Source organism: Pseudomonas marincola (genome assembly GCF_900116605.1).
Lineage (GTDB): Bacteria > Pseudomonadota > Gammaproteobacteria > Pseudomonadales > Pseudomonadaceae > Aquipseudomonas > Aquipseudomonas marincola.
In genome coordinates, this window is the sequence record NZ_FPBC01000006.1 from 296,042 (window position 1) to 322,987 (window position 26,946).

General features: G+C 57.1%; 22 protein-coding genes. 13 read left to right on the plus strand and 9 right to left on the minus strand.

From position 1 onward, the window contains the following. Positions 1-53: 53 nt before the first annotated feature. The 4 genes from BM395_RS12325 to BM395_RS12340 all read right to left on the minus strand — a co-directional run bounded on the left by BM395_RS12325 (position 54) and on the right by BM395_RS12340 (position 3,925). Entirely contained in the window at positions 54-1,250 is a 1,197-nt protein-coding gene (locus tag BM395_RS12325; protein ID WP_090512210.1) for an HlyD/EmrA/EmrK family protein, read from the minus strand. A gap of 15 nt (positions 1,251-1,265) precedes the next feature. After that, complete coding sequence (locus BM395_RS12330) at positions 1,266-2,735, minus strand: efflux transporter outer membrane subunit (protein ID WP_090512212.1); 1,470 nt, start codon at positions 2,733-2,735, stop codon at positions 1,266-1,268. Continuing rightward, on the minus strand, positions 2,732-3,205 hold the full coding sequence (locus BM395_RS12335; RefSeq protein WP_090512214.1) for a MarR family winged helix-turn-helix transcriptional regulator: 474 nt from the start codon (positions 3,203-3,205) through the stop codon (positions 2,732-2,734). Before BM395_RS12335 ends, BM395_RS12330 begins: the two co-directional genes overlap by 4 nt. A 114-nt stretch (positions 3,206-3,319) precedes the next feature. Next, positions 3,320-3,925 carry a MiaE family protein gene (locus tag BM395_RS12340; protein ID WP_069900149.1) on the minus strand — a complete coding sequence of 202 codons (606 nt, stop codon included), beginning with the start codon at positions 3,923-3,925 and terminating at the stop codon, positions 3,320-3,322. Positions 3,926-4,178: 253 nt separating this feature from the next. Between BM395_RS12340 and BM395_RS12345 the strand changes: the two genes are divergently transcribed. After that, complete coding sequence (locus BM395_RS12345; RefSeq protein ID WP_090512217.1) at positions 4,179-5,042, plus strand: universal stress protein; 864 nt, start codon at positions 4,179-4,181, stop codon at positions 5,040-5,042. A 27-nt stretch (positions 5,043-5,069) separates the two neighbouring features. On the opposite strand, the gene BM395_RS12350 is transcribed toward BM395_RS12345, so the two are convergent. Continuing rightward, positions 5,070-5,546, minus strand: coding sequence for a DUF1289 domain-containing protein (locus BM395_RS12350; RefSeq protein WP_069900373.1), 477 nt, complete (start codon positions 5,544-5,546; stop codon positions 5,070-5,072). Between the two features lie 594 nt (positions 5,547-6,140). Here BM395_RS12350 and acnB point away from each other — a divergent pair. From acnB to alaC, 4 genes are all read left to right on the plus strand, one after another. Continuing rightward, positions 6,141-8,750, plus strand: a complete 2,610-nt coding sequence (acnB, locus tag BM395_RS12355) for a bifunctional aconitate hydratase 2/2-methylisocitrate dehydratase (RefSeq protein WP_090512220.1) — start codon at positions 6,141-6,143, stop codon at positions 8,748-8,750. A 222-nt stretch (positions 8,751-8,972) separates the two neighbouring features. Continuing rightward, positions 8,973-10,178, plus strand: coding sequence for a CmpA/NrtA family ABC transporter substrate-binding protein (locus BM395_RS12360; RefSeq protein ID WP_090512222.1), 1,206 nt, complete (start codon positions 8,973-8,975; stop codon positions 10,176-10,178). Between the two features lie 18 nt (positions 10,179-10,196). Next, entirely contained in the window at positions 10,197-10,775 is a 579-nt protein-coding gene (locus BM395_RS12365; protein WP_090512226.1) for an ANTAR domain-containing response regulator, read from the plus strand. Between the two features lie 325 nt (positions 10,776-11,100). Beyond that, entirely contained in the window at positions 11,101-12,339 is a 1,239-nt protein-coding gene (gene alaC / locus BM395_RS12370; RefSeq protein ID WP_090512228.1) for an alanine transaminase, read from the plus strand. 46 nt (positions 12,340-12,385) lie between these two features. Here the strand turns inward: alaC and BM395_RS12375 are convergent, their stop codons facing one another. Next, positions 12,386-12,778 carry a hypothetical protein gene (locus BM395_RS12375; protein WP_069900143.1) on the minus strand — a complete coding sequence of 131 codons (393 nt, stop codon included), beginning with the start codon at positions 12,776-12,778 and terminating at the stop codon, positions 12,386-12,388. A gap of 203 nt (positions 12,779-12,981) precedes the next feature. Between BM395_RS12375 and BM395_RS12380 the strand changes: the two genes are divergently transcribed. The 8 genes from BM395_RS12380 (at position 12,982) to cobA (ending at position 24,293) form a co-directional block, all read left to right on the plus strand. Next, positions 12,982-13,296 carry a transcriptional regulator gene (locus tag BM395_RS12380; RefSeq protein WP_069900142.1) on the plus strand — a complete coding sequence of 105 codons (315 nt, stop codon included), beginning with the start codon at positions 12,982-12,984 and terminating at the stop codon, positions 13,294-13,296. Between the two features lie 298 nt (positions 13,297-13,594). Next, on the plus strand, positions 13,595-14,038 hold the full coding sequence (locus BM395_RS12385) for a thioesterase family protein (protein ID WP_069900141.1): 444 nt from the start codon (positions 13,595-13,597) through the stop codon (positions 14,036-14,038). Positions 14,039-14,784: 746 nt separating this feature from the next. Further along, positions 14,785-15,996, plus strand: coding sequence for a nitrate/nitrite transporter (locus BM395_RS12395; RefSeq protein ID WP_090512231.1), 1,212 nt, complete (start codon positions 14,785-14,787; stop codon positions 15,994-15,996). An 87-nt stretch (positions 15,997-16,083) separates the two neighbouring features. Continuing rightward, on the plus strand, positions 16,084-17,751 hold the full coding sequence (locus BM395_RS12400; RefSeq protein ID WP_090512233.1) for a bifunctional protein-serine/threonine kinase/phosphatase: 1,668 nt from the start codon (positions 16,084-16,086) through the stop codon (positions 17,749-17,751). 271 nt (positions 17,752-18,022) lie between these two features. Then, positions 18,023-20,479, plus strand: a complete 2,457-nt coding sequence (gene nirB / locus BM395_RS12405) for a nitrite reductase large subunit NirB (protein WP_090512236.1) — start codon at positions 18,023-18,025, stop codon at positions 20,477-20,479. After that, positions 20,476-20,787 carry a nitrite reductase small subunit NirD gene (nirD, locus tag BM395_RS12410; protein ID WP_090512239.1) on the plus strand — a complete coding sequence of 104 codons (312 nt, stop codon included), beginning with the start codon at positions 20,476-20,478 and terminating at the stop codon, positions 20,785-20,787. The genes nirB and nirD overlap by 4 nt, the downstream gene beginning before the upstream one ends. 32 nt (positions 20,788-20,819) lie before the next feature. Beyond that, entirely contained in the window at positions 20,820-23,528 is a 2,709-nt protein-coding gene (locus BM395_RS12415; RefSeq protein ID WP_090512241.1) for a nitrate reductase, read from the plus strand. A gap of 30 nt (positions 23,529-23,558) precedes the next feature. After that, on the plus strand, positions 23,559-24,293 hold the full coding sequence (gene cobA / locus BM395_RS12420; protein ID WP_090512244.1) for a uroporphyrinogen-III C-methyltransferase: 735 nt from the start codon (positions 23,559-23,561) through the stop codon (positions 24,291-24,293). A 71-nt stretch (positions 24,294-24,364) separates the two neighbouring features. Here the strand turns inward: cobA and BM395_RS12425 are convergent, their stop codons facing one another. From BM395_RS12425 to BM395_RS12435, 3 genes are all read right to left on the minus strand, one after another. Then, a complete protein-coding gene (locus BM395_RS12425; RefSeq protein ID WP_069900133.1) occupies positions 24,365-25,330 on the minus strand; it encodes an OmpA family protein in 966 nt (321 codons plus the stop codon). A 110-nt stretch (positions 25,331-25,440) separates the two neighbouring features. Next, entirely contained in the window at positions 25,441-26,031 is a 591-nt protein-coding gene (sigX, locus tag BM395_RS12430; protein WP_069900372.1) for an RNA polymerase sigma factor SigX, read from the minus strand. 90 nt (positions 26,032-26,121) lie between these two features. Continuing rightward, positions 26,122-26,946 carry a mechanosensitive ion channel family protein gene (locus BM395_RS12435; RefSeq protein ID WP_069900132.1) on the minus strand — a complete coding sequence of 275 codons (825 nt, stop codon included), beginning with the start codon at positions 26,944-26,946 and terminating at the stop codon, positions 26,122-26,124.

Consider the following 26,946-nt stretch of genomic DNA (forward strand, 5'->3'; position numbering starts at 1 on the left):
CTGTAGAGCGCGAGCGCCAGACCTTGCCGGCGCTCGTGTCGATTACGGATGAATCAGCGTTTGGCCGACTTCAGCGGCGCGCTGTTTTCCTCGATCAGCCGGGCGATCAAGGCGTCGGCCTCGCTCATCTGGCGCTCATACACATTGGTGGTGAACGAGGCCTCCACAGGCGCTTGCTGCGCCAGCATCGGGCCGCTCTGGTCACGCAGGTTGACCGTCACCTTGGTCGACAGTCCGACACGCAACGGATGCTCGGCCAGTTGCTCGGCATTGATATGAATCCGAACCGGCACGCGCTGAACAATCTTGATCCAGTTGCCGGTGGCGTTCTGCGCCGGCAACAAGGCAAACGCACTGCCAGTTCCTGCACCGAGGCTGTCGACACTGCCGCTGTACTTGACGTCGCTGCCGTAGATATCCGATTCAATATCAACGGTCTGGCCGATGCGCATCTGGCTGAGTTGGGTTTCCTTGAAGTTGGCATCGATCCATAACTGATCGAGCGGAATCACTGCCATTAAAGCCGTGCCGGGCTGCACCCGCTGACCAAGCTGCACAGTGCGCTTGGCCACGTAACCGGTTACCGGCGCCACCAGCGTGCTGCGCGCATTGTTCAGATAGGCCTGACGCAGGTTGGCAGCGGCGGCCATGACGTCGGGATGCGAAGCAACAGTGGTGTCATCAATCAGCGCCTTGCTGCTGCTCAACTGCTGCTTGATGTTGGCCAGCGCACTTTCGGCCGACGCCAGATCATCACGTGCATGGGACAGCTCTTCAGCCGAGATCGCGCCTGTTGCCGCCAGCGTTTTACGGCGGTTGTAGTTGTCGCGGGCTTTCTGCAACGTGGCCTGCTGGGCACGTACCTGCGCTTTCATGGCGTCGACGTTGCTGAACATGCCGCGCACCTGGCGCACAGTCTTGCCCAGATTGGCCTCGGCACTCAGCAGGCCGATGTGCGAATCGCTTGGGTCAAACTGAATCAGCGTTTGGCCGGCATGCACCAAGTCGCCGTCATCAGCGCCAATGCTGATTACCGTGCCAACCACTTGCGGGGTTATCTCGACCACGTTGCCGTTGACGTAGGCATCGTCGGTTTCCTCGCTCCAGCGTCCAAAGAACTCGTACCAGGCCCACACCCCGAGTGCGCCGGCGATCACCAGAAACAGGACCACCAGCAAGCCTGTTTTACGCTTGCGCGAGTTGCTCGCATCCTGTGCTTGCTCGTTTGAATTTGTCGATTCAGTAGCCATGTTGATTACCTTGATTTATTCGCTGCGTGCGGCAGATACAGGGACGTTAGGCACGTTGTTGCCGACATTGAAGCCGCCACCCAGTGCTTGCATCAACTCGATGGATAGGTCGATATGTTCGACGTTCAGGCTGGCCAACTGACGTTGTGCCTGGAGCAACTGCTGCTCAATACTGAGCACGTCGAGGTAGTTGCCAATGCCCGAGGCGTAGCGCTGTACCACGGTGTCGTACGATTCCTTGGCGATGTCCGCGGCATGTTGCTGGGTGACAATCTGCTGCTTGATCGAGCGCAGTTGATTGAGCGTATCGGTGACATCACCCAACGCCCCGACCAGCAACTTGTTGTATTGCGCCACAGCCAGGTCGTAGTCGGCATCACGCGCATCGAGGTCGGCGCGCAGACGTCCACCGTCAAAGATCGGCAGTGTCACAGTTGGAGCAATATCGAAGAAACGGCTGGGTGAGCCGAACATGGCATCGCCCAACAGCGACTGCACCCCGGCGCCCATATTCAGGTTCAGGTTCGGGTAGAAACGCGTCTTGCTGGCATCAATGCCTTTACTGGCTGCCTCGACCCTCCAGCGCGCAGCGATAAGGTCCGGTCGACGCCCCAGCAATTCGGCTGGCAAGGTGGCCGGCACCGCCACTGCGGCAGCTTGCAGCACTTGCGGCCGGCTCAGTTGGTTGCCGCGGTCCGGGCCTTTGCCAAGCAGAATCGACAGCGCCACTTTGGCGCTCTGCAAACGCTTGCCGGCATCCTGCAACTGCTCTTGCGAGCTGGCCGCCAGGCTCTCGGTTTGCTGGTATTGGTAATGGCTGTCTATGCCAGACTGCAAACGGCTCTGGCTCAACTGGAGCATTTGGCTGGTGCGTTTAACATCTTCTTCAGCAAGGTCGTACAACACATAGGCCTGAGCCAGATTGTTATACGCCCGGGCGACATCCGCCGACACCGTCAAACCCGCGGCGCGCTGATCCACTTCGGCCGCGCGTGCCTGGCCCAGTGCAGCTTCCCAGCTATCACGCTGGCCGCCCCACAGATCGAAGGTGTAATTAAATTCTGCGCCCAGTGTACGCAAGGTGCTGTAGCGACCGCCCTCGCCTAACGGGTCTTCTATGCGCGACAAGCGCGAGCGCGTAACACCCGCACTGGCATCGACAGTCGGCAAGCGATTGGCATCTGCGGCAGCCACTACAGCCGTTGCCTGATGCGCACGGGCACTGGCGATTTGCATATCCGGGCTGTTGACCAGCGCTTCGCTGATCAGGCTGTCGAGCTGGGGATCACCGAGGTTTTTCCACCAATCCGTCGCAGGCCATGCAGCGGGCGAAACCTTCACATCCTTGAGCGACTCACTGCTCTTGAGGTTATTGGAGTCGAGCCCCAAACCCTCGGGCAGCAAACCGGAGTAATTGGCGCAACCGGCCAGGCTCATGGCCAGCAGTACGCCTGCAATGCGCAAGGCAGGAAACTGTGTGCTCATTTTGCACCTATGTGTAACGCAACAATGGGATCGTCAACAGCGAGCAGAATCTTCGTCAGGCTGGCTTCCAGCGCCTGAACTTCTTCAGGTTCAAGCACGCCGACGAATTCGCCCATGGCCGCCGCGCCGACTTCGGGCAAGTGCGCTGCCAGCTCAAGCCCGCTGGCAGTCAGGGCAAGTCGCACCTGGCGCCGGTCTGTTGCGCAGCGCTTGCGCACGAGCAGTTTCTTTTGTTCCAGACGGTCGAGCATGCGTGTCATCGAACCGCTGTCCAAAGCCAGATAGCGGCACAAGTCTGCCGGCGTATCGAGCTCATACTGCGCGATGATGATCAGCACCTTGAATTGCGCCGCCGTCACATCCAGCTCCGCCAGATGCTTATCGAGCAGGCGATCTTTGAGCAATGCAGCGCGCGCCACCAACAGGCCGATGGAGGCGTACTTAAAGTTTTGCGTGATAGATTTTTTCATTAGACACCCAATAGCTGCCTAGGCAGTTAGTGGGCGCAATTTAACTGCCTAGGCAGCTATTGTCAAAAATTAATTCCGTTTGTAACAAAGAATCAATTTTTTAAGAGGACGCGTTCAAGCGCTGGCAGGAATGCCGCTGTGAAAGCGGAACTCGGGATCTGGCGTTTCGATCAGTTCGCGCTCGACTTCCCTAACCCGCACGATGGCCTTGTCGACATCATCGGCCTCGCCAAAGTGGTAGGCAAAGCGCAGATAGTTCTCGTAATGACGCGCCTCGGACTTGAGCAAACCGAAGTAGAACTTACTCAATTCTTCATCAAGATGTGGGTATACCGCCGCGAAACGCTCGCAGCTACGCGCCTCGATAAACGCACCGACAACCAGTGTGTCGACCAGTTTGACCGGTTCGTGGGAGCGCACAACCCGACGTAAACCAGACGCATACCGCCCGGCATTCAGCGGCTGAGGTGCAATTTTGCGGCGTTTCATGATGCGCAGAACCTGCTCGTGGTGCACCAGCTCTTCGCGCGCCAGACGCGACATATAGGTGACCAGATCAACGTGCTGGTTGTACTTTGCAATCAGGCTCAGGGCAGTTGATGCCGCCTTGAACTCGCAGTTCTTATGATCAATCAGCATCAGGTCTTGCTGGCTCAGTGCAGCATCGATCCAGGCCTGCGGCGTGGCACAACCTAAAAAAGCATGTATTTCAGTCAACATTCCGCCACGTCCCAACCTTAGATGATGCAGATAAATTCTCAGCCTTGCCTTTACGCGCCGCACCGCGATACGCGCTGCGATCGACCTGCGACCAATCAATAGTCAGCAGGCCTTACGGCATCCAGCGCGCATTATACGAATGCTAAGCGCAACGACCAGTCATACCGTTGATATCAATCAACAACACACCCGGCTTGCGCCATCTATTATCTATATACAGCAGCACCCACAGGGTTAAATCAGGGAGTCGGTCATGCAAGCCATCCGCAGCATTTTGGTAGTTCTGGACCCGGGCATCACGCCGAGCCTGGCCTTGAAACGCGCCAGATTAATTGCAGGCGTCACCCAGTCGCACTTGCATTTGCTGGTATGCGACAAGAAGCACGAACACGCCGCCATGCTTGAGCAGCTGTGCAGCGAACTCGACCGCGAAGGTTTCACTGCCAGCAGCCACCAGGCCTGGCATGACAATCCGCATAAAACCATCATCCGCGTCCAGCAGGCCGAAGGCTGCGGACTAGTCATCAAACAGCACCTGCCGGACAACCCGCTGAAAAAAGCCCTGATCACCCCGGAAGACTGGAAGTTGCTGCGCTACTGCCCATGCCCGGTGCTGATGGTTAAAACCGAGAAGCCCTGGGCCGCTGGCACCGTCCTGGCCGCGGTGGATGTGGGCAACGAGGACACCGAGCACCGCGTGCTGCACGCCAGCATTATCAGCCATGGCTATGACATCGCCGGTCTGGCCAAGGCGACGTTGCATGTCGTCACCGCACACCCGACGCCCATGCTCTCGGCTGCCGACCCAACCTACCAGCTCACCGAAACCATCGAGGCCAGCTACCGCGCTCAATGCAGGGAATTTCAGGAGGAGTACGACATCAGCGACGACCGCCTGCATGTAGTCGAAGGCCCCGCCGACTCATTGATCCCCAACATCGCCCACCAACTCGGCGCTGCGGTCACGGTGATCGGTTCGGTTGCACGCACGGGTCTCTCGGGCGCGCTGATCGGCAATACCGCCGAGGTGATTCTCGACTCACTGGAAAGTGACGTATTAGTGATGAAACCGGATGACATCAGCGCGCATCTGGAAGAACTGGCAGCCAAGGCGTAGCTGGCAGGAGCTACTGGAGAGTTCGCCCTAAAGCGGATTCTCCAGACCAGCCTGGAGGAATTTCGGCGCGATGTAGCGCTCGTAATGCGCCTCAGAGAGCAGGAAAAACTCACGGTCAATTGCATCGCGCAGTACCGGCAAGGGACTGTCCCTGAATTCAGGTAACAACACCATGCCGTAGGCTTCAAGCTGGTTGATCACCCGCGCGCCCCGTGCAATTAACTGATAGGCCCAGCAATACGGCGACTGGTGCGCCACGTAGCGAATCTTGCGCTGCTGCAACTGCTTGAGCAGCAGGTCAGCATCGAACACCTCAAGTTTGGCCTGCATCACCTGCACCAGCAGCACTTCTAATCGCTGCCACACCGCTTGTTTCTGCTCTTCGGTGTAAGCATTCCAGCTAATCACCTCATGGTGGAAACGCTTACAGCCACGGCAAACCAGATCTCCGTAAACTGTTGAACAGAGACCGACACATGGCGTTTTGATGAGCTGATTGGGCATAGCAAAGCTTTCGGTACCGACTAAACAGACGGACATATTATCTGTTTGTCCTGCGCACTTCACTCACAACAGACCCGCAATCCCACTGCGCGATCGGGGCCGGCTATATGCCGCGCACAATAAATTCTTGCGTCTAAACGCAACCTGGCTGTGCGATGAATACGGGCTCAAGGCGCCACGTTTTCTGACCTTGGAATCCCGTGAGGAGTCAGAGGTACCCAGTTCTGACCCACCAGTCTTGACTTTTCAATCTTTCGGCCTGAGTGCTTTGGCTTAACTTTATGAAAGGATTCCAGTAGAATCTCCCGGCCTCTTAATAGGCGCTAAAGTCCGATTGAAGCTGTTTTCAAAGCGTCACGAGCACAGTTGATCCAGCAGGCACGATGTTGGCGCCGACTCCTGATACGCATTTCAGGAGCCGCGCCAACCCTCATCGCCCCTCGTCCTGCCGGCGTAAAACTTTGAAAACAGCTTCTGGAAGAAAGCCCTGAAATCAAGGCTAAGTGGCCCATAAAGCCGCGAAGCGCTTGGTTCAGTGTTTTCTTGATAAGCGTCCCGGACAACCCTTTGGGACAACTGATGAGGGTAATAACTGTGCTTGAAGCCTATCGCAAACATGTAGCAGAGCGTGCCGCTCAGGGTATCGTGCCCCAGCCGCTGAACGCCGAACAAACCGCAGGCCTGATTGAGCTGCTGAAGAACCCGCCCGCTGGCGAAGAAGAATTCCTCGTCGACCTGATCACCAATCGCGTACCGCCAGGCGTTGACGAAGCAGCCTATGTCAAGGCTGGCTTCCTCTCTGCTATCGCCAAAGGCGAAGTGACCTCCCCGCTGATCAACAAGCAACGCGCTGTTGAGCTGCTGGGTACCATGCAAGGCGGTTACAACATCGCCACTATGGTTGAACTGCTGGATGACGCCGAGCTTGGCGCAGTTGCCGCCGAGCAACTGAAGCACACCCTGCTGATGTTCGACGCCTTCCACGACGTTGCTGAAAAAGCCAAGGCTGGCAATGCCAACGCCAAAGCTGTTCTGCAGTCCTGGGCTGATGGCGAGTGGTTCAAAAACCGCCCAACGCTGGAAGACAAGATCAGCCTGCGCGTATTCAAGGTGACCGGCGAAACCAACACCGACGACCTGTCCCCTGCCCCAGATGCCTGGTCGCGCCCGGATATCCCGCTGCACGCGCTGGCCATGCTGAAAATGGCTCGCGACGGCATCGTGCCGGACGAGCAAGGCGTTACCGGCCCGATGAAGCAAATCGAAGCCATGCGCGGCGAAGGCTTCCCTATCGCTTACGTGGGTGACGTTGTAGGTACCGGTTCTTCGCGTAAATCAGCCACCAACTCGGTGCTGTGGTTCTTCGGCGACGACATTCCTTACGTGCCGAACAAGCGCGCTGGCGGTTTCTGCTTCGGCTCCAAGATCGCTCCAATCTTCTACAACACCATGGAAGATGCTGGCGCTCTGCCGATCGAATTCGACGTTTCGAACATGCACATGGGCGACGTGATCGACCTGTACCCGCACGCTGGCAAAGTTTGCAAGCACGGTACTGACGAAGTCCTGGCTACCTTCGAAATGAAGACCCCGGTTCTGCTCGACGAAGTACGCGCTGGCGGCCGTATCCCGCTGATCATTGGTCGCGGTCTGACCGAGAAAGCACGTGCTGAACTTGGCATGGGCCCGACTGATCTGTTCAAGCTGCCTCAGCCGCCTGCATCCAGCACCAAGGGTTTCACCCTGGCGCAGAAGATGGTCGGCAAGGCCTGCGGTCTGCCGGAAGGTCAAGGCGTTCGCCCTGGCACTTACTGCGAACCGAAGATGACCACCGTTGGCTCCCAGGACACCACTGGCCCAATGACCCGTGACGAGCTGAAAGACCTGGCTTGCCTGGGCTTCTCTGCTGACCTGGTTATGCAGTCGTTCTGCCACACTGCGGCTTATCCTAAGCCGATCGACGTGACCACTCACCACACCCTGCCAGACTTCATCCGCACCCGCGGTGGCGTCTCGCTGCGCCCTGGCGATGGCATCATCCACAGCTGGCTGAACCGCATGCTGCTGCCGGATACCGTTGGTACTGGTGGTGACTCGCACACCCGTTTCCCAATGGGTATCTCGTTCCCAGCAGGTTCGGGTCTGGTTGCGTTCGCAGCAGCCACCGGCGTTATGCCACTGGATATGCCGGAATCCATTCTGGTTCGCTTCAAAGGCAAAATGCAGCCTGGTATCACTCTGCGTGACCTGGTCCATGCAATCCCTTACTACGCCATCCAGAAAGGCCTGCTGACTGTTGAGAAGAAAGGCAAGATCAACGCCTTCTCCGGCCGCATCCTTGAGATCGAAGGTCTTGACGAGCTGACCGTTGAACAAGCGTTCGAACTGTCTGACGCCTCTGCAGAGCGCTCTGCAGCCGGTTGCACCATCAAAATGCCGGAAAAAGCCATTGGCGAATACCTGCAGTCGAACATCACCCTGCTGCGCTGGATGATCAGCGAAGGCTACGGCGATGCGCGCACCATGGAACGTCGCGCTCAAGCGATGGAAGCCTGGTTGGCTGAGCCGAAGCTGATGAGTGCTGACGCCGACGCTGAATACGCTGAAGTGATCGAAATCGACCTGGCTGACTTGAAAGAGCCAGTACTGTGCGCACCTAACGACCCGGACGATGCACGTCTGCTGTCGAGCGTTCAGGGCGAGAAGATCGACGAAGTGTTCATCGGTTCGTGCATGACCAACATCGGTCACTTCCGCGCTGCCGGTAAGCTGCTGCAAAAAGTCACTGGCGGTATCCCGACTCGTCTGTGGCTGTCGCCGCCGACCAAGATGGACGCTCACCAACTGACTGAAGAAGGCTACTACGGCATCTTCGGCAAAGCCGGTGCGCGCATGGAAATGCCGGGTTGCTCGCTGTGCATGGGTAACCAGGCACGTGTTGAAGCCAACTCCACTGTGGTGTCGACTTCTACCCGTAACTTCCCGAACCGTCTGGGCGATGGCGCCAACGTGTACCTGGCCTCTGCCGAACTGGCAGCGGTTGCTGCAATCACCGGCAAACTGCCGACGGTTGAAGAGTACATGGGCTACGCGAAAGACATCGACAGCATGGCTGCCGACGTTTACCGCTACTTGAGCTTCGACCAGATTGCCGAGTTCCGTGAAGCCGCTGCGAACGCCAACATCCCGGTTGTTCAAGCTTAAGCTGCACGCGCTTAGCGTCTGAAAAAACCCCGCCTCGTGCGGGGTTTTTTTATGCCTGAAACAAACCCGAAACCAGGCGTAACCGCTCAGTGGCACATGGCTTGCTTATATCGAGGCATGCGCTGCAAAGGTGGAGCGCATGGTCTGACAATGGCGTCGTTTCTGTTCTGCTTGAAGCAGTCACGGATACGACGCTTTTTTGTGTTGCGAAAGGAACGGGCAATGAGCGATAGCACTCGTCGCAGTGATGTACTTGATTGGGTTAACGGCTCAGACGCACCCGAAAAAAGCGTACTCAACCTGGGGTTTATGGCCCTCACGGATTCAGCATCACTGATAGTGGCAGCAACACAAGGCTTTGCTCAGCCCTACGGGTTGACCTTGAACCTGCAGCGTCAGGCGTCCTGGGCCACGCTGCGCGACAAGTTGCTCAGCACCGAACTCGATGCGGCTCAAGTGCTGTACGGACAAATCTATGGCACGCATCTGGGTATTGGCGGCCCTGCCACAGACATGGCCATTCTCATGGGCCTCAATCAGAACGGTCAGGCCATCAACCTGTCAGCGCAACTGATGCAGGCCGGCGTGACCAATGGCGAGGCACTGCACCAGCACGTGCATCATGACGGTGCAAAACTGACTTTCGCCCAGACCTTCCCAACTGGCACGCACGCCATGTGGCTCTACTACTGGCTGGCCAGCAATGGCATCCATCCACTGGAAGATGTACGCACCGTAGTAGTGCCGCCAGCGCAAATGGTCGAGCATCTGCAGGCGCAGCGCATTGATGGCTTTTGTGCTGGCGGGCCATGGGGCGCACTGGCGGTCGATCAGAATCAGGGTTTTACGGTGGCCACCAGCCAAAGCATCTGGGCGGATCATCCGGAAAAAGTTTTGGGGGTTACCCGCGAATTCGTCGAGCTGTACCCCAACACGGCACGCGCACTGACCATGACCGTGCTCGAAGCCAGTCGTTTCATTGATGAAAACCCGGAAAACAAACGCAGCACCGCCAAGCTGATCAGCAGCAGCGAATACCTCAATGCGCCGCTGTCGAGTGTCGAGCCGCGCTTTCTCGGGCATTATCAAGACGGCCTCGGCAATGCCTGGGCTGACCCGCATCCGCTGCATTTTCACGCGGGCGGCGCGGTCAACATGCCGTACTTATCAGATGGCATGTGGTTCATGAGCCAGTTCCGCCGCTGGGGTTTGTTGCGTGAAGCCCCCGACTACCTGGCAGTTGCGCAGCAGATACATCAGCTGGAACTGTATCGTCAGGCCGCCACGGCGCTGGACATCAAAATTCCGGCGCCTATGCGCAGCAGCACCCTGATGGACGGCAAGTGCTGGGACGGCCTCAATCCCGAGCGCTACGCCACAAGTTTCGATCTGCATGCCTTGAGCACTCGCTCAGGCATTGCCAACTAACTGGCAGGAGACCGAAACATGATGCGCGTTCTACTGATAGACGACACCCCGAAAAAAGTCGGACGCCTCAAAGCCGCGCTGATCGAAGCCGGTTTCGAGGTAATCGAAGAGTCCGGGCTGACCATCGACCTGCCCGCCCGCGTCGAGGCGGTAAGACCTGACGTGGTGCTTATAGACAGCGACTCACCGGGGCGGGATGTGATGGAGCAAGTGGTCTTGGTCAGCCGCGACCAGCCGCGACCGATTGTGATGTTCACCGATGAACACAACCCGGCGGTTATGCGCCAAGCGATTCAGTCTGGCGTGAGTGCTTATATTGTCGAGGGTATTCACGCCCAGCGCCTGCAACCGATTCTTGATGTGGCAATGGCGCGCTTCGAGAGTGATCAGGCGCTACGTGCGCAGTTGCACGCCCGCGACGCTCAACTGGCCGAACGCAAGCGAATCGAACTGGCCAAAGGCCTGCTCATGAAGATGAAGAGTTGCGATGAAGAAGCGGCCTATACCCTGATGCGCCGCCAGGCCATGAGTCGCCAGCAAAAACTGATTCAGGTGGCTGAGCAGATCATCGCGATGAACGACCTGCTCGGCAGTTAGCGGCTGTTATCGGCCATAAACTGTACCGGCAAAATAGTGACTGCTGCGTTGCAATACTCAGTCGCGCGGCGCTGTCAGCGTTCGGGCAACCTTTTGCGCGGCAGCGCTGGCGTCCGGCCGGCTCTGGGTAGGCCCGACTGTGTGGCAAGGCCAGCTGGCTTCTAGCCTGAGTGTCAGCTCATGGAGCAACACTGGCCTGAAGCTAATGCCTCTGCATGCCCCGCGCTAGACAAGCCGCTCAGGCTCGCATATCTTTGCATCCAGGCCGCCGCAGCGGCCAGCGTCGCTCGGACGGTTCCGGGCGCTTACGTACTTCGAGGTTCCAATGGCTGAGCAAGCTAAGCGCCGCTTTGCGCGCATCGATCGTCTCCCCCCTTACGTTTTCAACATTACTGCTGAACTGAAAATGGCTGCTCGTCGCCGTGGCGAAGACATCATTGATTTCAGCATGGGCAATCCCGACGGCCCGACGCCGCCGCACATTGTTGAAAAACTCTGCACAGTTGCTCAACGCGAAGACACCCACGGGTACTCCACTTCACGCGGTATTCCACGCCTGCGCCGGGCTATTTCGCGCTGGTACGCGGATCGCTATCAAGTGGATATCGACCCGGAAGATGAGGCCATCGTCACCATCGGCTCCAAAGAAGGTCTGGCGCATTTGATGCTCGCCACCCTGGACCATGGCGACACGGTACTGGTGCCAAATCCCAGCTACCCGATCCACATCTATGGCGCGGTATTGGCAGGTGCGCAGGTACGTTCGGTGCCGCTGGTGCCAGGCGTCGATTTTTTTGCCGAGCTTGAACGCGCCATTCGCGAATCAATCCCGAAGCCAAAGATGATGATTCTGGGCTTCCCGTCAAACCCCACGGCGCAGTGCGTAGAACTGGACTTCTTTGAGCGCGTTGTAGCGCTGGCCAAGCAGTACGACGTGCTGGTGGTGCATGATCTGGCCTATGCCGATATCGTTTATGACGGCTGGAAAGCGCCATCGATCATGCAAGTGCCTGGCGCCAAGGATGTCGCGGTTGAGTTCTTCACGCTGTCGAAAAGCTACAACATGGCGGGCTGGCGCATCGGTTTCATGGTCGGCAACAAAGAGCTGGTGAATGCACTGGCGCGCATCAAGAGTTATCACGACTACGGCACCTTCACCCCGCTGCAAGTTGCTGCGATTGCAGCCCTTGAGGGTGATCAACAATGTGTGCGTGATATCGCCGAACAATATCGCCAGCGCCGCAACCTTATGGTCAAAGGCCTACACGAAATGGGCTGGATGGTCGAGAACCCCAAAGCCTCGATGTACGTCTGGGCCAAGATACCGCAGCCGTATGCAGCCCTGGGCTCGCTGGAATTCGCCAAGAAACTGCTGGCCGAAGCCAAGGTGTGCGTATCGCCCGGGATCGGCTTTGGCGACTATGGCGATGACCATGTGCGCTTTGCCCTGATCGAGAATCAGGATCGAATCCGTCAGGCCCTGCGCGGTATCAAGAACATGTTCCGCGCCGATGGATTAATCCAGCCCTCCGCTGCCAAACCGCGTAAAGCTTCGGACGACTGAAGCACCAGCGCAATGCTCCCTGTTGGCACCACCCGCCAGCAGGGTTTCAGCTTGAGTAATCCAGCACGGTCCATACCCGACTCAAGCCCTCACCAATCACACACGACGAATCAGCCAACTGCTTGTTGTAGTGCAACGACATCAGGCTGGTTGCACCGTCTGCTGCATCTTCGCGTTCCGTCAGCCACTGCACACGCCCGCAATTGGGGGTGTCGATCACATAGCTGGCCGCTACGGCCGTTACCGGACTGTCGAGATGTATGGCGCCGATAACCGTACCGTGCTCCTCAACTCGCACACCGTCGGCGACCAGTACGGCCCACGCCTCGTCGTTATCGATCACCAGGTAATTACCGTTGGCCTTCGGGCCTTCAACCTGCGGCTGCGCGCAGCCCATCAGTAAGGCCGACAGCAAAATTGTCATAAGTATTTGTTGCATTGCTCGTGTACCTCCACCTTGTTCCGAACATCTGGATGGGGCGACATTGCTGCTTGAGTGAGAGCATTTGCCGCCAGCGTGGAGATACTAAAGCTCAATACTGTTTATTTGTACAGTGCTTTTGCATTATCCTTTGATCCTCGAACTGACACACCCGCAGCCAGGCAGGTGGTTCTTCTTTCAGCGCCGACCGGAGCAAAATCATGCAGGATGTAATGCAACTCAAGTCCTTAGTAAACCGGATGAGCCTCGATAAAATCCGTGCGACAGTCGATGAATTGCACCTTGAGGGGATCGTTACCGAAGGCAAAACCCCATTCAACCGGGTTCACTTCAACACCTGCTTTGCAGAAATAGAGGCGCTGCTGCAACGCGGGGGGTATCACAAGCCGTTGGATGTGGTGGGTTATCAAGGGCTGGCCTATGCCATGTTCGATCCCACCCGCTGGGATGCGGTAGAAGTACTGCGTTGGCTCAAGGACTTCGTCGAAGAGCCGCGCATGTGCCCGGCAAATTGAGCCGACGATAAGGGGCTTAAACTCTATACTCGCGCGCTGGAGCGCGATTGCATGGCACCAATGGCGCTGCCGTGCAATCGCCAGAGCGGGTCCTTTTTACCTAACAAATAACATCAGATTACTCTCTTATCTAGATGATATTTAAATAATTATAATCCAACTCTAAGCATTCACTTTAAATGCTCAATATCCTTCAATCAGTCTAACTGCGGCGTAATGCACTGCCGCCATTCCCTCAAAGCCACGTACAATATCGCGCATTGCGTTATGCCTAACCGCCGCCCTTGCGAGAATTATCATGGCCCGACTGACCCTGCAATTTCCTGAACACCAGTACTGCTACAGCACTCAACTGACCGTACGGGTGACCGATATCAACGCGGCCAACCACCTTGGCAACGACTCGATGATTTCCATGATCTCCGAGGCGCGAGCACGTTTTCTGTTTGAGTTCGGCATTGGCGAACCTGGCACTGAGGGAGCCGGTATTATCGTGACGGACCTTGCGACCACTTACCGCAATGAAGCCCATGCCCGCGATCAGTTGCTGTTTGAAGTCGGCGTTATGGACTTCAACAAATACGGCGGCGATATCACCTTCCGTATCACCCGCCCTGCCGACAACGCGCTGATTGCGATGGCTAAATCGGGCTTTGTGTTTTTTGACTACGTGGCCTCATCCGTCGTGCGCATGCCGGCAGACTTCAAAGCCAAATTCCCTCAGGTGAATTGGGTCGACTGACTGAAATTATTTTTCAGCCCCGCCGTGACAAAGCGTGATTGCTCTGCTACGCCTAACACAATAATCATAAATGTACGGGGGAATCACAATGTCAGCTATGCGCAGCCACCTTCGCCAAGCCGGATTCATGTCCAACGTTCTGGCTATCGTCTTACTCACCGCACCGCTCCCCACCCATGCACAAAACACTACAGGTAGTGCGGCGAGTAGCAGTGAGACAGTAACTGTGGCCACTCACAGCCGACAGGCGGAGCGCCAATCCATCGCCCGCTAAGCCACTTGGCATCACCCAGCGCGCAGCGTTTGTCGGAACATTACGCCATACGCTGCAGCGCAACCCTCACGCACTTTTTCGTGCGCTGCTCGCGTCTCTTGCACCGCTTTAAATCACTGCACTTTACAAGCGAGCCATACAAACCGCTCTAGCGCGGCACTTGGCAATATTGGCTCATGTTTTGCTTTGGCTAACAGCAGGTAGCCAAAGGCGGTTGCCACCCTACGACAAAGACGTCGCCTCAGCTTTACGCAATTTGCGTTTGGTTGATGCGGCGTTTTTTGCGTTTTACCCCAGCGATCGGGGCTTGCACAGCCGGCCAGCACGGCGCGTTGTGCCCGTTACTCAATAACCCTGTTGTGGCTTTAAGCCACGGTGACGCACTTGTGCGACGCACCGTCAGGGCGCAACCGCCATTTTGACGTTGTTGGTCGGATTCGCCCACGGTCATTAATTGCTGATGAGGTGTTCGATGAATACAAGCTTCTGGAAAGCGGGCCACACACCCACGCTGTTCTCTGCATTTCTGTATTTTGACCTGAGTTTCATGGTCTGGTATCTGCTCGGGCCACTGGCGGTACAGATTGCTACCGATCTCGAACTGACCACCCAACAACGCGGGTTGATGGTCGCCACGCCGATTCTCGCCGGCGCAGTTTTGCGCATCGTCATGGGCCTGTTGGCGGATCGCTTATCGCCCAAAACCGCTGGCTTGATTGGCCAGGTGATTGTTATCACCTCGCTGTTTGCTGCATGGCAAATCGGCATCGAAACTTATGAGCACGCCATCCTGCTGGGGCTGTGTCTGGGCGTTGCGGGTGCTTCCTTCGCGGTTGCCCTGCCGCTTGCCTCGCAATGGTATCCGCCAGAGCATCAGGGCAAAGCCATGGGCATTGCCGGCGCCGGGAACTCTGGCACCGTGCTGGCCGCAATCTTCGCGCCGGCATTGGCCGCCATGTTTGGCTGGCAGAATGTGTTTGGCTGGGCGCTGATTCCACTGGTTATCACGCTGGTGGTGTTTGCTCTGCTTGCCAAGAACTCACCGAACCGGCCCAAGCCGAAAGCGCTGGCCGATTACATGAAGGCGCTGGGTGACCGTGACAGCTGGTGGTTCATGTTCTTCTACAGCGTCACATTCGGCGGCTTTATCGGCCTTGCCAGCGCCCTGCCGGGCTACTTCAGCGACCAGTACGGCCTCAATCCGGTGACGGCTGGCTACTACACGGCCGCCTGTGTGTTTGCCGGCAGCCTGCTACGCCCTCTTGGCGGCGCTTTGGCTGATCGTATTGGTGGCATACGCGCCCTGTTGATGATGTACACGGTCGCGGCGGTCTGCATCGCGGCGGTGGGTTTCAACTTGCCAAGCTCTGCGGCCGCACTGGCCCTGTTTGTCTGCGCCATGCTTGGGCTGGGCGCGGGTAACGGCGCAGTCTTCCAATTGGTGCCGCAGCGCTTCAGCAAGGAGATCGGGGTAATGACCGGCCTTATCGGCATGGCAGGTGGCGTCGGTGGATTCCTGCTTGCAGCGGGCCTTGGGGCTATCAAGCAACACACCGGCGACTATCAACTGGGCCTATGGTTATTTGCCAGCCTCGGCATTCTGGCCTGGTTCGGTCTCTACGGGGTTAAGCAACGCTGGCGCACCACTTGGGGCTCTGCTGCATTCACCGCAGCACGGGTCTGAGGAGTTGCTGCCCCGCACGCGAGCCCTTTTGATGGTGCCGCGTGCGGGGCAGCGCTCGTTTCGTTATCAAAAATTGCCGAGGTAACTGTGGCATTGCAATTATCGTTTGGTGAAGCCAGTGCAACCGGGCCACGTGCGGAGAATCAGGATGCCATGCGCATCGTCACGCCCGCGCCTGCTTTGGCTGAAAGCAAAGGCCACCTGTTCGCATTGGCAGACGGTGTCAGCCAGTGCGCAGACGGCCAGCTTGCTGCGCAGGCGACCCTGCAAGCGCTGGCACTTGATTACTACGCGACGCCTGAAACCTGGTCGGTTAACCAAAGTCTCGACCGCGTGCTGATTGCCCACAATCGCTGGCTACAGGCCAACGGTGGCGGCCAACCCCTGCTCACCACTCTGAGCGCGCTGGTGGTGCGCGGCCGGCGCTTCACCCTGGCGCACATTGGTGACTGTCGTGTTTACCGCTGGTTCGCCGGCAAGCTTGAGGTGATTAGTCAGGATCATGTCTGGCAGCAGCCGGGCATGCAGCATGTGCTCAAGCGGGCGATGGGCTTGGATCAGCATGTAATCATCGACTATCTGGACGGTGAGCTGCGCCAAGGTGAGAGCTTCCTGCTGCTCACAGACGGCGTGTGGGCAACGCTAAGCGATAACACCATTGCGAGTATATTGCACGATGCCGGCGACCCTGAGGCGGCCGTGCAGGCGCTCATACACGCGGCGCACCTTGCGGGCAGCCAGGACAATGCCAGCGCAATGATGGTCAACATCGAAACACTGCCCGAGACTCACCTCGCCGACACACTGGCGCAGCTGCATCAGTGGCCCGCCCCTCCCGTTTTACAGCCCGGTAAAGAGTTCGAAGGCTGGCACGTAGAAGACCTGCTCCATCAGTCGCGCCAATCACTGATGTACCGCGTGCACGACAAACAGGGCCAGCACTGGCTGTTAAAAACCCTGCCCGCCAACCGCGCAGATGAACCGCAGGCAGCCCCCGCATTGTTGCTCGAAGAGTGGTTTTTGCGCCGGGTAGCGGGCAGCCATTTTGCCGAAGTGCACCCGTTACCTCAGCGCCAGCATCTGTATTACCTGCAACGCCAATACACCGGGCAGACCCTTGCCGAAATGCTCAAAGCCGATGGCCCCCTGAGCCTGGCCGACTGGCTGCGTATTGCGCCAAGGCTGATCAAGGCACTGGGCATGCTGCACCGGCGCAATATCATTCACCGCGACATCAAGCCGGAAAACATTCTTTGCTGCGATGACGGTGAGGTGCGCATTATCGACTTTGGCTTGGCCTTCTGCCCCGGCTTGTCGCCGGTCGAGACGACAACCGTGGCGGGTACACCGAGCTATATCGCCCCCGAAGCCTTCAACGGCGTTGCCCCAAGCGCCAGCCAGGATATTTTCGCAGCCGGCGTTACGCTGTATCAGGCGCTCACCGGCCATTACCCCTATGGCGAGATTGAAGCCTTCCAACGCCCGCATTTCAAACAACCGACGGCGGCCAGCCGTTATCGCCCGGACCTGCCGGTCTGGGTCGATCAGCAGTTGCTGCATGCCATTTGTGCAGACCCGGATGAGCGTTTCGAGACGGCTGAGCAGTGGTTGCTTGAGATAGAGCATGGCGAACGCCAGTCACTGGCTATTCGCCCCCGGCCATTACTGGAGCGCGAGCCGCTGGCTGTATGGCGGACAGTAGCGCTAATCGCACTGGCGCTTAACGTGGTGCTGTTCATTGCTGTACTGCGCTGACCAATGCACCAAAAGCAGCCATACCGCATTAAAGCAGTGCAAAAGACCCGTAAAAATCAAACCCTCAGCCCTTCAGCGCCCTTAAAAACAGCGGCCTGGGGAATTGGCACGGTAACTGCTTTAAGGAATTTACAATTTAAATAAAGCGCGATCTTCAACGAAGAAGACTGCACTTCCCGACAGAACGGGACTTGGACAAAGGCGTCCTCGCTAGGCAACTAGCGGGACGCCTTTTTTGTTTTCCGTGATTTTTATGCAGGAGATCGTCCGCATGAAAAAGCTAAAACTGGTTCTCATCGGTAACGGCATGGCCGGGATACGCACGCTGGAAGAGCTGCTGAAGCTCGCCCCGGACATGTACGAAATAACCGTATTTGGTGCCGAGCCGCACCCCAATTACAACCGCATTCTGCTGTCGCCGGTTTTAGCCGGCGAGCAAACCTTTGATGAGATCGTCCTCAACGACCTCAACTGGTACAGCGATAACGGCATCAATCTGCTGCTGGGCCGCAAAGTGGTCGAGATCAATCGCAAGCAGCGCCATGTCATCGCCAGCGATGGCACCGTGGCCGAATATGATCGTTTGCTGATTGCCACCGGCTCAACGCCGTTCATCCTGCCGGTGCCCGGCAGCAAACTCGAAGGCGTGATCGGCTACCGCGATATCGCCGACACCCAAGTGATGATGGAAACCGCCAAGACCCACAGCCATGCCGTTGTAATCGGTGGCGGCCTGCTGGGGTTGGAAGCTGCCAACGGACTCAAGCTGCGCGGCATGGATGTCACCGTGGTGCATATCGGCGAATGGCTGATGGAACGCCAGCTCGACCGCAATGCTGGTGAGTTGCTGCAGCAATCGCTGAGCGAACGCGGCCTGAAATTCCTGCTGCCCAAGCACACCGCCGAATTGCTCGACAATGGTGACGGCCGCGTCTGCGCGGTTAAGTTTACCGATGGTGATGTGATCGCCGCGGATCTGGTGGTGATGGCGGCCGGGATTCGGCCGAACACCGAACTGGCGGAAAAATCCGGGATTGCCTGCAACCGCGGAATTTTGGTCAACGACACGCTGCAAACGTTCGATCCACGGGTTTACGCCATCGGCGAATGCGCCAGCCATCGTGGGATTGCCTATGGCCTGGTGGCGCCGCTGTTTGATCAGGCAAAAGTCTGCGCCAACCATTTAGCGCAACTCGGCTTCGCCCGCTATCAAGGCTCCGTCACCTCGACCAAACTCAAAGTGACCGGCATCGACTTGTTCTCGGCTGGCGAGTTCATGGGCGGCGAAGGCACCGAGACCATCACCCTGTCAGACCCGATCGGTGGCGTTTACAAGAAGCTAGTGATCAAGAACGACCAACTGATTGGCGCGTGCCTGTACGGCGACACGGCAGACGGCGGCTGGTACTTCCGCCAGATCCGCGAGCTGCAGAATATCAGCCAGACCCGTGATCACCTGATGTTTGGCGAAAACGCGATTGGCGATGTCGGCCACCAAGGCCAGGACAAAACCGCCAACATGCCTGATACCGCCGAGGTCTGCGGTTGCAACGGTGTATGCAAGGGCACCATCGTCAAGGCTATTCAGGAGAACGGCCTGTTCAGTGTCGATGACGTCAAGAAGCACACCAAGGCTGCCAGTTCGTGCGGCTCATGCGCCGGGCTGGTCGAACAGATCCTTATCAGCACCGTTGGTGGCGCGGCAGACGTAAAGCCCAAGAGCGAGAAAGCTATTTGCGGCTGCAGCGACAGCACCCATGGCCAGATCCGTCAGGCCATCCGTGAGCACCACCTCACCAGCATCGTGGCCGTACAACAGCACCTGAACTGGAGCACGCCCAATGGCTGTGCAACCTGCCGCCCCGCGCTCAACTACTACCTGATCTCAACCTGGCCGGGCGAGGCAATCGACGATGCACAGTCGCGCCTGATCAACGAGCGCGCTCACGCCAACATCCAGAAAGACGGCACCTATTCCGTTGTTCCGCGCATGTGGGGCGGTGTAACCAGCGCAGCCGAATTACGCCGCATCGCCGATGTGGCCGACAAATACCAGGTGCCAATGGTCAAGGTTACCGGCGGTCAACGCATCGACCTGCTGGGCATCAAGAAAGATGACCTGCCAAACGTCTGGAAAGAGTTGGATATGCCGTCCGGCCACGCTTACGGCAAATCCATCCGCACCGTGAAAACCTGTGTCGGCAGCGAGTTCTGTCGATTCGGCACGCAAAACTCCACGCAGATGGGCATCGATCTTGAGCATGACCTTTTCAACATGTGGTCACCGCACAAGGTCAAACTTGCTGTTTCGGGTTGCCCGCGCAACTGCGCCGAGGCCGGCATCAAGGATGTCGGGATTATCGGCGTCGACTCCGGCTGGGAGATGTATATCGGCGGTAACGGCGGGATCAAGACTGAAGTAGCCGAGTTCTTCGTCAAACTTAAAACAGCCGAGGAAGTGCGTGAATACAACGGCGCCTTTCTGCAGTTGTACCGCGAAGAAGCGTTTTATCTGGAGCGCACCGTGCACTACCTGCAACGGGTCGGCATGGACTACATCAAACAAGCCGTTATTGAAGATGCCGAAAACCGCAAAGCGTTGAACGAGCGACTGCAGTACTCGCTGTCGTTTGAACAAGACCCGTGGAAACAGCGAATAGAAACGCCGCAGTTGAAAAAAGAATTCCAACGTATTCCTGTAACCGTCGTTGAAGAGGTGCCGGTATGAGCTGGCTGGATATATGCGCCCTCGAAGAGATCAATCCACTGGGCTCGCGCATCGTGCTCGGCCCGAGCGGTGATATCGCTGTGTTCAGGACCGCTGATGATGAAGTCTTTGCGCTGGACGATCGCTGCCCGCATAAAGGCGGCCCGCTCTCTCAGGGCCTGATTTACGGCAAGCGCGTCGCCTGCCCGCTGCATAACTGGCAGATCGAACTGGAGACTGGCGAGGCATTAGCGCCAGACCAAGGCTGCGCGCACCGGCATGAGGCCAAAGTTGAAAACGGTCGCGTGCTATTGGCTCTGCGCAACTGAGCCGCAACGTTAAGCTTTTGGGAGATACGGCCATGGCCACGACAACTACCGCGTCTACCTGCTGTTATTGCGGTGTTGGCTGTGGCGTTCTGATCGAGCACGACGGCGACACAATAGTCGACGTTAAAGGCGATCCGGAACACCCTGCCAACTTTGGAAAGCTCTGCAGCAAAGGCTCGACTTTGCACCTTACTGGCGACCTCGACGCACGCGGTTTGTATCCGGAGCTGCGCCTGGGCAAACAACTAGCGCGGGCGCGTACTTCATGGGATGAAGCGCTGGACCACGCCGCCAGTGTATTCGCCGAGACTATTCGCGAACATGGCCCCGACAGTGTCGCCTTCTATGTATCGGGGCAACTATTAACCGAAGACTATTACGCGTTTAACAAGTTGGCGCGCGGTCTTATTGGCACTAACAACATCGACAGTAACTCCCGCCTGTGCATGTCTTCGGCAGTTGTCGGTTATAAGCGCAGCCTGGGAGCAGATGCACCGCCGTGCAACTATCAGGACATTGAACTGAGCGACTGCATCGTGATTGCCGGCAGCAACATGGCCTATGCGCATCCGGTGCTGTTCCGTCGGCTGGAAGAAGCCAAAGCGGCCAATCCTGACATGCGCGTTATTGTCATCGACCCACGGCGCACCGACACCTGTGATCTGGCCGATGTGCATGTGGCCATTCTTCCGGGCACTGACGTAGCACTGTTTCATGGCATCTTGCATATCCTGATGTGGGAAGGCTGGATTGATCGAAACTACATCGAACAACACACCGACGGTTTCGACGCATTAAAACAGTTAGTCCGCAATTACACGCCTGGCGTGGTTGCCGAGATCTGCGGCATCTCGCTGGAGCAGTTACAGCAGTGCGCGCAGCTGATTGGCAAAGCCGAAAACTTCTTGTCGTTGTGGTGCATGGGACTTAATCAATCGAGTGCCGGCACCGCCAAGAACAGCGCTTTGATCAACCTGCACCTGGCGACTGGGCAAATTGGCAAAGCTGGCGCGGGGCCTTTCTCGCTGACCGGCCAACCCAATGCCATGGGCGGGCGTGAAACCGGCAGCCTGAGCAACCTTCTGCCCGGCCACCGCGAAGCGGCCAATGCGGATGATCGCCAGGCTGTTGCTGATTACTGGGGCGTCGAAAGCCTGCCCAGCTCGCCCGGCCTGAGCGCTATTGAGCTGTTTGAGCAAGTTAACGCCGGCAAGATAAAAGCCCTGTGGATTGCCTGCACCAATCCCGCACAATCGTTACCAGACCAGAACAACGTGCAAAAAGCCTTGGCAAGTTGCCCGTTCGTGGTGGTGCAAGAGGCGTTCTTCACCACCGAAACCTGCGCCTTCGCTGACCTGCTGCTACCGGCAGCAAGCTGGGGCGAAAAGGCCGGCACAGTGACCAACTCGGAACGCCGCATCAGCCATGTGCGCCGCGCGGTATCTGCCCCAGGCGCTGCCCGCCCGGACTGGGCAATTACCACCGACTTCGCTCGGCGGCTGGAACAGCGCTTACGCCCCGGCATGCCCGGACTGTTTGAATTTGAAAGTGAAAAACAACTGTTCGAGCAATACAAACAGCTAACCGCTGGCCGTGATCTGGACATCAGCGGACTCACTTACAGCCTGCTTGATGAAATTGGCCCGCAGCAGTGGCCCTTCCCTGCTGGCGCACAGCACGGAACCGCGCGGCTGTATAGCGACGGGAAGTTCGCCACGGCCAACGGTCGGGCACAATTTGTCAGCGAAGCTTACGCGGCGCCGAAAGAGAAGCGCGATGCACGCCATTCACTCACGCTCAATACCGGACGCCTGCGCGATCACTGGCACGGTATGAGCCGCACCGGCAACGCGGCCCGGCTGTTCGGCCATGTGCAAACGGCTGCATTGTCTGTACATCCGGATGAATTACGCCGTCGCCGCCTGCAAGACGGTGACTTGGTAAGAGTAAGCAGCCGCCGCGGAAAACTGGTGGTTGCCGTGCAAGGCGATGACTCGGTCCGCAGCGGCCAGGCCTATTTGCCGATGCATTGGGGCGATCGGTTTCTCAAAGGGCTCGGCACCAATGCGCTGACATTGCCAGCCGTAGACCCGCTTTCCCGCCAGCCCGAACTGAAGCATTGCGCCATCAATATAGAAAAAGCCGATTTACCCTGGCAGTTATTTGCCTTGATCGAAGGCAACGTCCAACAGCGTTTTAGTCAGTTACGGCCGCTGTTCGAATCATTCAGCTATGCCAACTTCGCCCTCACCGGACGCGACCGCCCAGCCTTGATGATTTCCGCCGCGAACGAGCAAGCGCCGAGCAGCGAACTCCTGGCCATGATCGACCAACTGCTGGCCGTTGATAATGGGCCGGTACTTGCCTATGACGATCCGGTGCGAGCGGTCGGCAAACGGGTGCGCATCGAACAGGGCCGCATCACCTCTATTCGCCTCGCCGGTGAAACGGCTGCACGCCATTGGCTCAAAGATTTATGGAACAAGGGCCAGGCCGACGAATCACTGCGGCGCTGGCTTCTGGCCCCGCTATCGGCAGCACCTGGCACGGTATCAATTGAATCCTCCAAAACCCTGTGCAACTGCATGAATATCAGCCTGCAGCAGGTCAATTCGGCCATCGCTGGCGGCGCCGATCTTGCGCAGCTGAAAACCCAGCTGGGTTGCGGCACAAGTTGTGGTTCGTGCATCCCGGAGATTAATCAACTGCTGCGCAGCCATCACTGCGCACTCAGCGCTTAAGCACTTTTTAGCGACTTTGGAGTAGAGCCCATGAAAGGCAAAGTCTGGTTAGTTGGCGCAGGCCCGGGTGATCCGGAGCTGCTGACCCTCAAGGCAGTGCGCGCACTGTCTATGGCGGATGTGGTACTGATTGATGATCTGGTCAATCCTGCCGTGCTTGAGCACTGCACCAGTGCACGCGTGTTGCCGGTTGGTAAACGCGGGGGTTGTCGTTCAACACCTCAGGCATTCATCCAACGGCTGATGCTGCGCTACGCGCGTCAAGGCAAATGCGTTGTCCGGCTTAAGGGTGGGGATCCGTGCATTTTTGGTCGGGGCAGCGAAGAGGCAGAGTGGCTTAAGGATCGCGCTATCGACGTCGAGATCGTCAACGGCATTACCGCCGGCCTAGCAGGCGCGACCAACTGTTCAATTCCACTGACACTGAGAGGTGTTGCACGTGGCGTCACGCTGGTAACCGCCCACACTCAGGATGACAGCAGCCTGAACTGGCAAGCCTTGGCGCAGTCGGGCACAACGCTGGTGGTATACATGGGTGTGGCCAAACTTGATGAGGTTGCCAGCAGCTTGATCGCCGCCGGTATGCGCAGCGACATGCCGGTCGCCATGATTGAAAGCGCTTCATTGCCCGAGCAACGGGAGTGCCGTTCAAATCTGGCGCAGATGAGCCAGAGCGCCAAGGCATTCGAGTTGAAAAGCCCCGCGATCCTGGTGATCGGCGAAGTGGCGCAAACAGCCGTGGCGTCAATTGCAGCCCAAGCCTGATGCACTAAACAGCAAATTATGCGCATAAAAAAACCCGGCCGAAGCCGGGTTTTTTACAAGCTTACAACCAATTACTTGGCTTCAGCTTCTACAGCAGCTTCTACGCGACGGTTTACAGCGCGGCCGTCAGCAGTAGAGTTGTCAGCAACTGGGCGGGACTCGCCGTAGCCAACAGCGTCAACACGCTCGCCACCTACACCGTACTGGTTAACCAGAACGTCACGAACAGCGGTAGCACGCTTCTCGGACAGGCTCTGGTTGTAAGCGTCAGTACCGACGGAGTCAGTGTGACCTTCAACAGTAGTGGTGGTTTGTGGGTACTGATTCATGAAATCAGCCAGGTTTTTGATGTCTGTGTAGCTTTCTTCTTTAACCTGAGACTTGTCGAAATCGAATTTAACGTCGAGTTCAACGCGAACGATTTCAGCAGGCTCTTCAACAACTGGAGCTGGCTCTGGCTCAACAACTGCTGCTGCAACTACTGGAGCTGCGCCGCCGAAGTTCAGACCGACACCAACACCGGCTTGCCATTCAGTGTCACCCTGGTCGATGTTGTACAGAGCATCAACGCCTGCACGTGCATAGAACATTTCGGTGAAGTAGTACTTGGCGCCAGCGCCAATGGTAGCCAGAGTGGAGCTGTTACGGCCACCAGCAACAGTGTTGCTGATGCTCTGGTGGGCGAAGCCGCCAGATACGTATGGACGCAGACCGGCGCCTGGCTCACCAAAGTGGTACAGGGCTTTAAGGTCAGTCTGGCTGCCTTTGATGTCCTTGTTACCCAGAGCGGAGTCGCCGTTCAGGCTGTGGTATTCGCCGTAAGCCAATGCCAACTCGACGTCCTTGGTCAGGAAGTAACCAATGGAACCGCCGTACTCACTGCCTTCGTCGTGTGCATAGTTGCGTGACGAGTCGGTGAAGTATTCGTTAACAAAGCCTTCCACCTCGACTGCGCCTTGGCCTTGAGCCAGCACGCCCATGGAAGAAGCAGCGACAAGTGAGCCAACAGCTATGCCTAAGGTGTTTTTCAGTTTCATCCGTAAATCCCCATCTTGGTGATTGATTGAAATGCGTGAATCTATTCCACACAAATCTGCGACGAGCTTATCAGAACTCGTCATTACGCAAAAGAAAATTTGCAATCGCACTAACTTTCGGTAATACCTGCAAACTTCTCTCGTAATTTATCCAGCGCCCGCTTGTATCGCATTTTAGTAGCGCTCAAGCCCATGTGCATTATATCTGCGATCTCCTGAAACTCGAGCTCTGCGACAAAGCGTAGCACTAAAATTTCTCTGTCAATTGGATTTACATGCACTAACCATCGATCCAATCCAACAGGGTCTTCAACTTTCGGCGCCTTTTCATCTGACGCCTCTTCCAGCGGGTCCAAACTTAGAGCATCCATCAACCGACGTTTACGGCGCTCTTTGCGGTACTGGGTAATACATTCGTTGTAAGTGATGCTATAAAGCCATGTTTTGAATTTAGACTTCCCTTCGAAACTCTTCAAACCATATAAGACTTTTAGCATTACCTCCTGACAGACATCATCCGCATCACGTTCGTTCCCTAAATATCGCGAACACACGTTAAAAAGTGTTCGCTGATAACGACGCATCAGCTCTTCGTAGGCACGCGTTATGTGAAACAACTCACCGTGTGCACGCACAACCAGCTCTTCATCGGTGAGCTCGCGAGGATCGTAACGCTGTGACGTTTGTTGAGTATTATTCAAAGCGAGTTTAGCCAACTTCAGGGCAAAATCGAAAACAGCCAGACCTGACCAGGACCGGCTGATGGCTCAGGTTAGCAGGGATCTGCAGATTTAACGACTGCTTACCCGCTGATCTAGGAGTGTACGGTTGGCTATCGACACCAATTCACCTTCGTCTGTCAGCAACAGGGTCTTCACCGTACCGATTTCCTCGATCACACCTTCAATGTCAGCGACCTGAACGCTCTGCCCCACTTGGTACAACTCACGCACATAAATACCCGCAAGGATCTGGCCGGCAATTTCACGGCTACCCAAGCCCAGTGCCAGCGCGACTGCCAGCCCTACCGAAATAAGTACGATTGCAATGACGTTATTGAGCAAGTCGGTTTTAACTTCGAGCTGACCAATAGCCACGGAGATGCTGATGATAATGACCAGACCCTGAGCGATACGGCCCAGACCACCGGCATAATCAAGCCCGACTCCATCGGCTGCGCCACGCACGATGCCACTGACCAGATGAGCAAGCAGCACGCCAACCACCAGCACCAATGCGGCGCCAAATACTTTGGGCAGGTACAAGGCCAAGACATCGAGAGTCGCGGAGACGCGCTCAAGTCCAAGCGACTCGGCCGCCGAGACCAGGAAAATCAACAACACGAACCAGTAAACGATGCGCCCGATCAGCGTTGAAACGGGCGCATGAATACCGGCCCGCGCAAGAATCTTGGTCAGGCCGGTGCCGGCCATGAGCCGATCAAGGCCGAGTTTGCCGAGTAATTTTGACAATAAGGTGTCGAGTAACTTGGCAACCACAAAACCCAGCAGCACCAGAATAAGGGCAACAAACAGGTTGGGAATAAAGCCGGCAACCTTGGTCCAGAGTGCTGTCATTGCAGCCACCAGGCTTTGAGTCCAGGGATCGAGTTCCAT

Excerpts from the sequence above, each read along its gene's own strand:
- BM395_RS12325 (WP_090512210.1), bottom strand. The coding sequence starts at position 1,250 with ATGGCTACTGAATCGACAAATTCAAACGAGCAAGCACAGGATGCGAGC.
- BM395_RS12330 (WP_090512212.1), bottom strand. The coding sequence starts at position 2,735 with ATGAGCACACAGTTTCCTGCCTTGCGCATTGCAGGCGTACTGCTGGCC.
- BM395_RS12335 (WP_090512214.1), bottom strand. The coding sequence starts at position 3,205 with ATGAAAAAATCTATCACGCAAAACTTTAAGTACGCCTCCATCGGCCTG.
- BM395_RS12340 (WP_069900149.1), bottom strand. The coding sequence starts at position 3,925 with ATGTTGACTGAAATACATGCTTTTTTAGGTTGTGCCACGCCGCAGGCC.
- BM395_RS12345 (WP_090512217.1), top strand. The coding sequence starts at position 4,179 with ATGCAAGCCATCCGCAGCATTTTGGTAGTTCTGGACCCGGGCATCACG.
- BM395_RS12350 (WP_069900373.1), bottom strand. The coding sequence starts at position 5,546 with ATGCCCAATCAGCTCATCAAAACGCCATGTGTCGGTCTCTGTTCAACA.
- BM395_RS12360 (WP_090512222.1), top strand. The coding sequence starts at position 8,973 with ATGAGCGATAGCACTCGTCGCAGTGATGTACTTGATTGGGTTAACGGC.
- BM395_RS12365 (WP_090512226.1), top strand. The coding sequence starts at position 10,197 with ATGATGCGCGTTCTACTGATAGACGACACCCCGAAAAAAGTCGGACGC.
- alaC (WP_090512228.1), top strand. The coding sequence starts at position 11,101 with ATGGCTGAGCAAGCTAAGCGCCGCTTTGCGCGCATCGATCGTCTCCCC.
- BM395_RS12375 (WP_069900143.1), bottom strand. The coding sequence starts at position 12,778 with ATGCAACAAATACTTATGACAATTTTGCTGTCGGCCTTACTGATGGGC.
- BM395_RS12380 (WP_069900142.1), top strand. The coding sequence starts at position 12,982 with ATGCAGGATGTAATGCAACTCAAGTCCTTAGTAAACCGGATGAGCCTC.
- BM395_RS12385 (WP_069900141.1), top strand. The coding sequence starts at position 13,595 with ATGGCCCGACTGACCCTGCAATTTCCTGAACACCAGTACTGCTACAGC.
- BM395_RS12395 (WP_090512231.1), top strand. The coding sequence starts at position 14,785 with ATGAATACAAGCTTCTGGAAAGCGGGCCACACACCCACGCTGTTCTCT.
- nirB (WP_090512236.1), top strand. The coding sequence starts at position 18,023 with ATGAAAAAGCTAAAACTGGTTCTCATCGGTAACGGCATGGCCGGGATA.
- nirD (WP_090512239.1), top strand. The coding sequence starts at position 20,476 with ATGAGCTGGCTGGATATATGCGCCCTCGAAGAGATCAATCCACTGGGC.
- BM395_RS12415 (WP_090512241.1), top strand. The coding sequence starts at position 20,820 with ATGGCCACGACAACTACCGCGTCTACCTGCTGTTATTGCGGTGTTGGC.
- cobA (WP_090512244.1), top strand. The coding sequence starts at position 23,559 with ATGAAAGGCAAAGTCTGGTTAGTTGGCGCAGGCCCGGGTGATCCGGAG.
- BM395_RS12425 (WP_069900133.1), bottom strand. The coding sequence starts at position 25,330 with ATGAAACTGAAAAACACCTTAGGCATAGCTGTTGGCTCACTTGTCGCT.
- BM395_RS12435 (WP_069900132.1), bottom strand. The coding sequence starts at position 26,946 with ATGGAACTCGATCCCTGGACTCAAAGCCTGGTGGCTGCAATGACAGCA.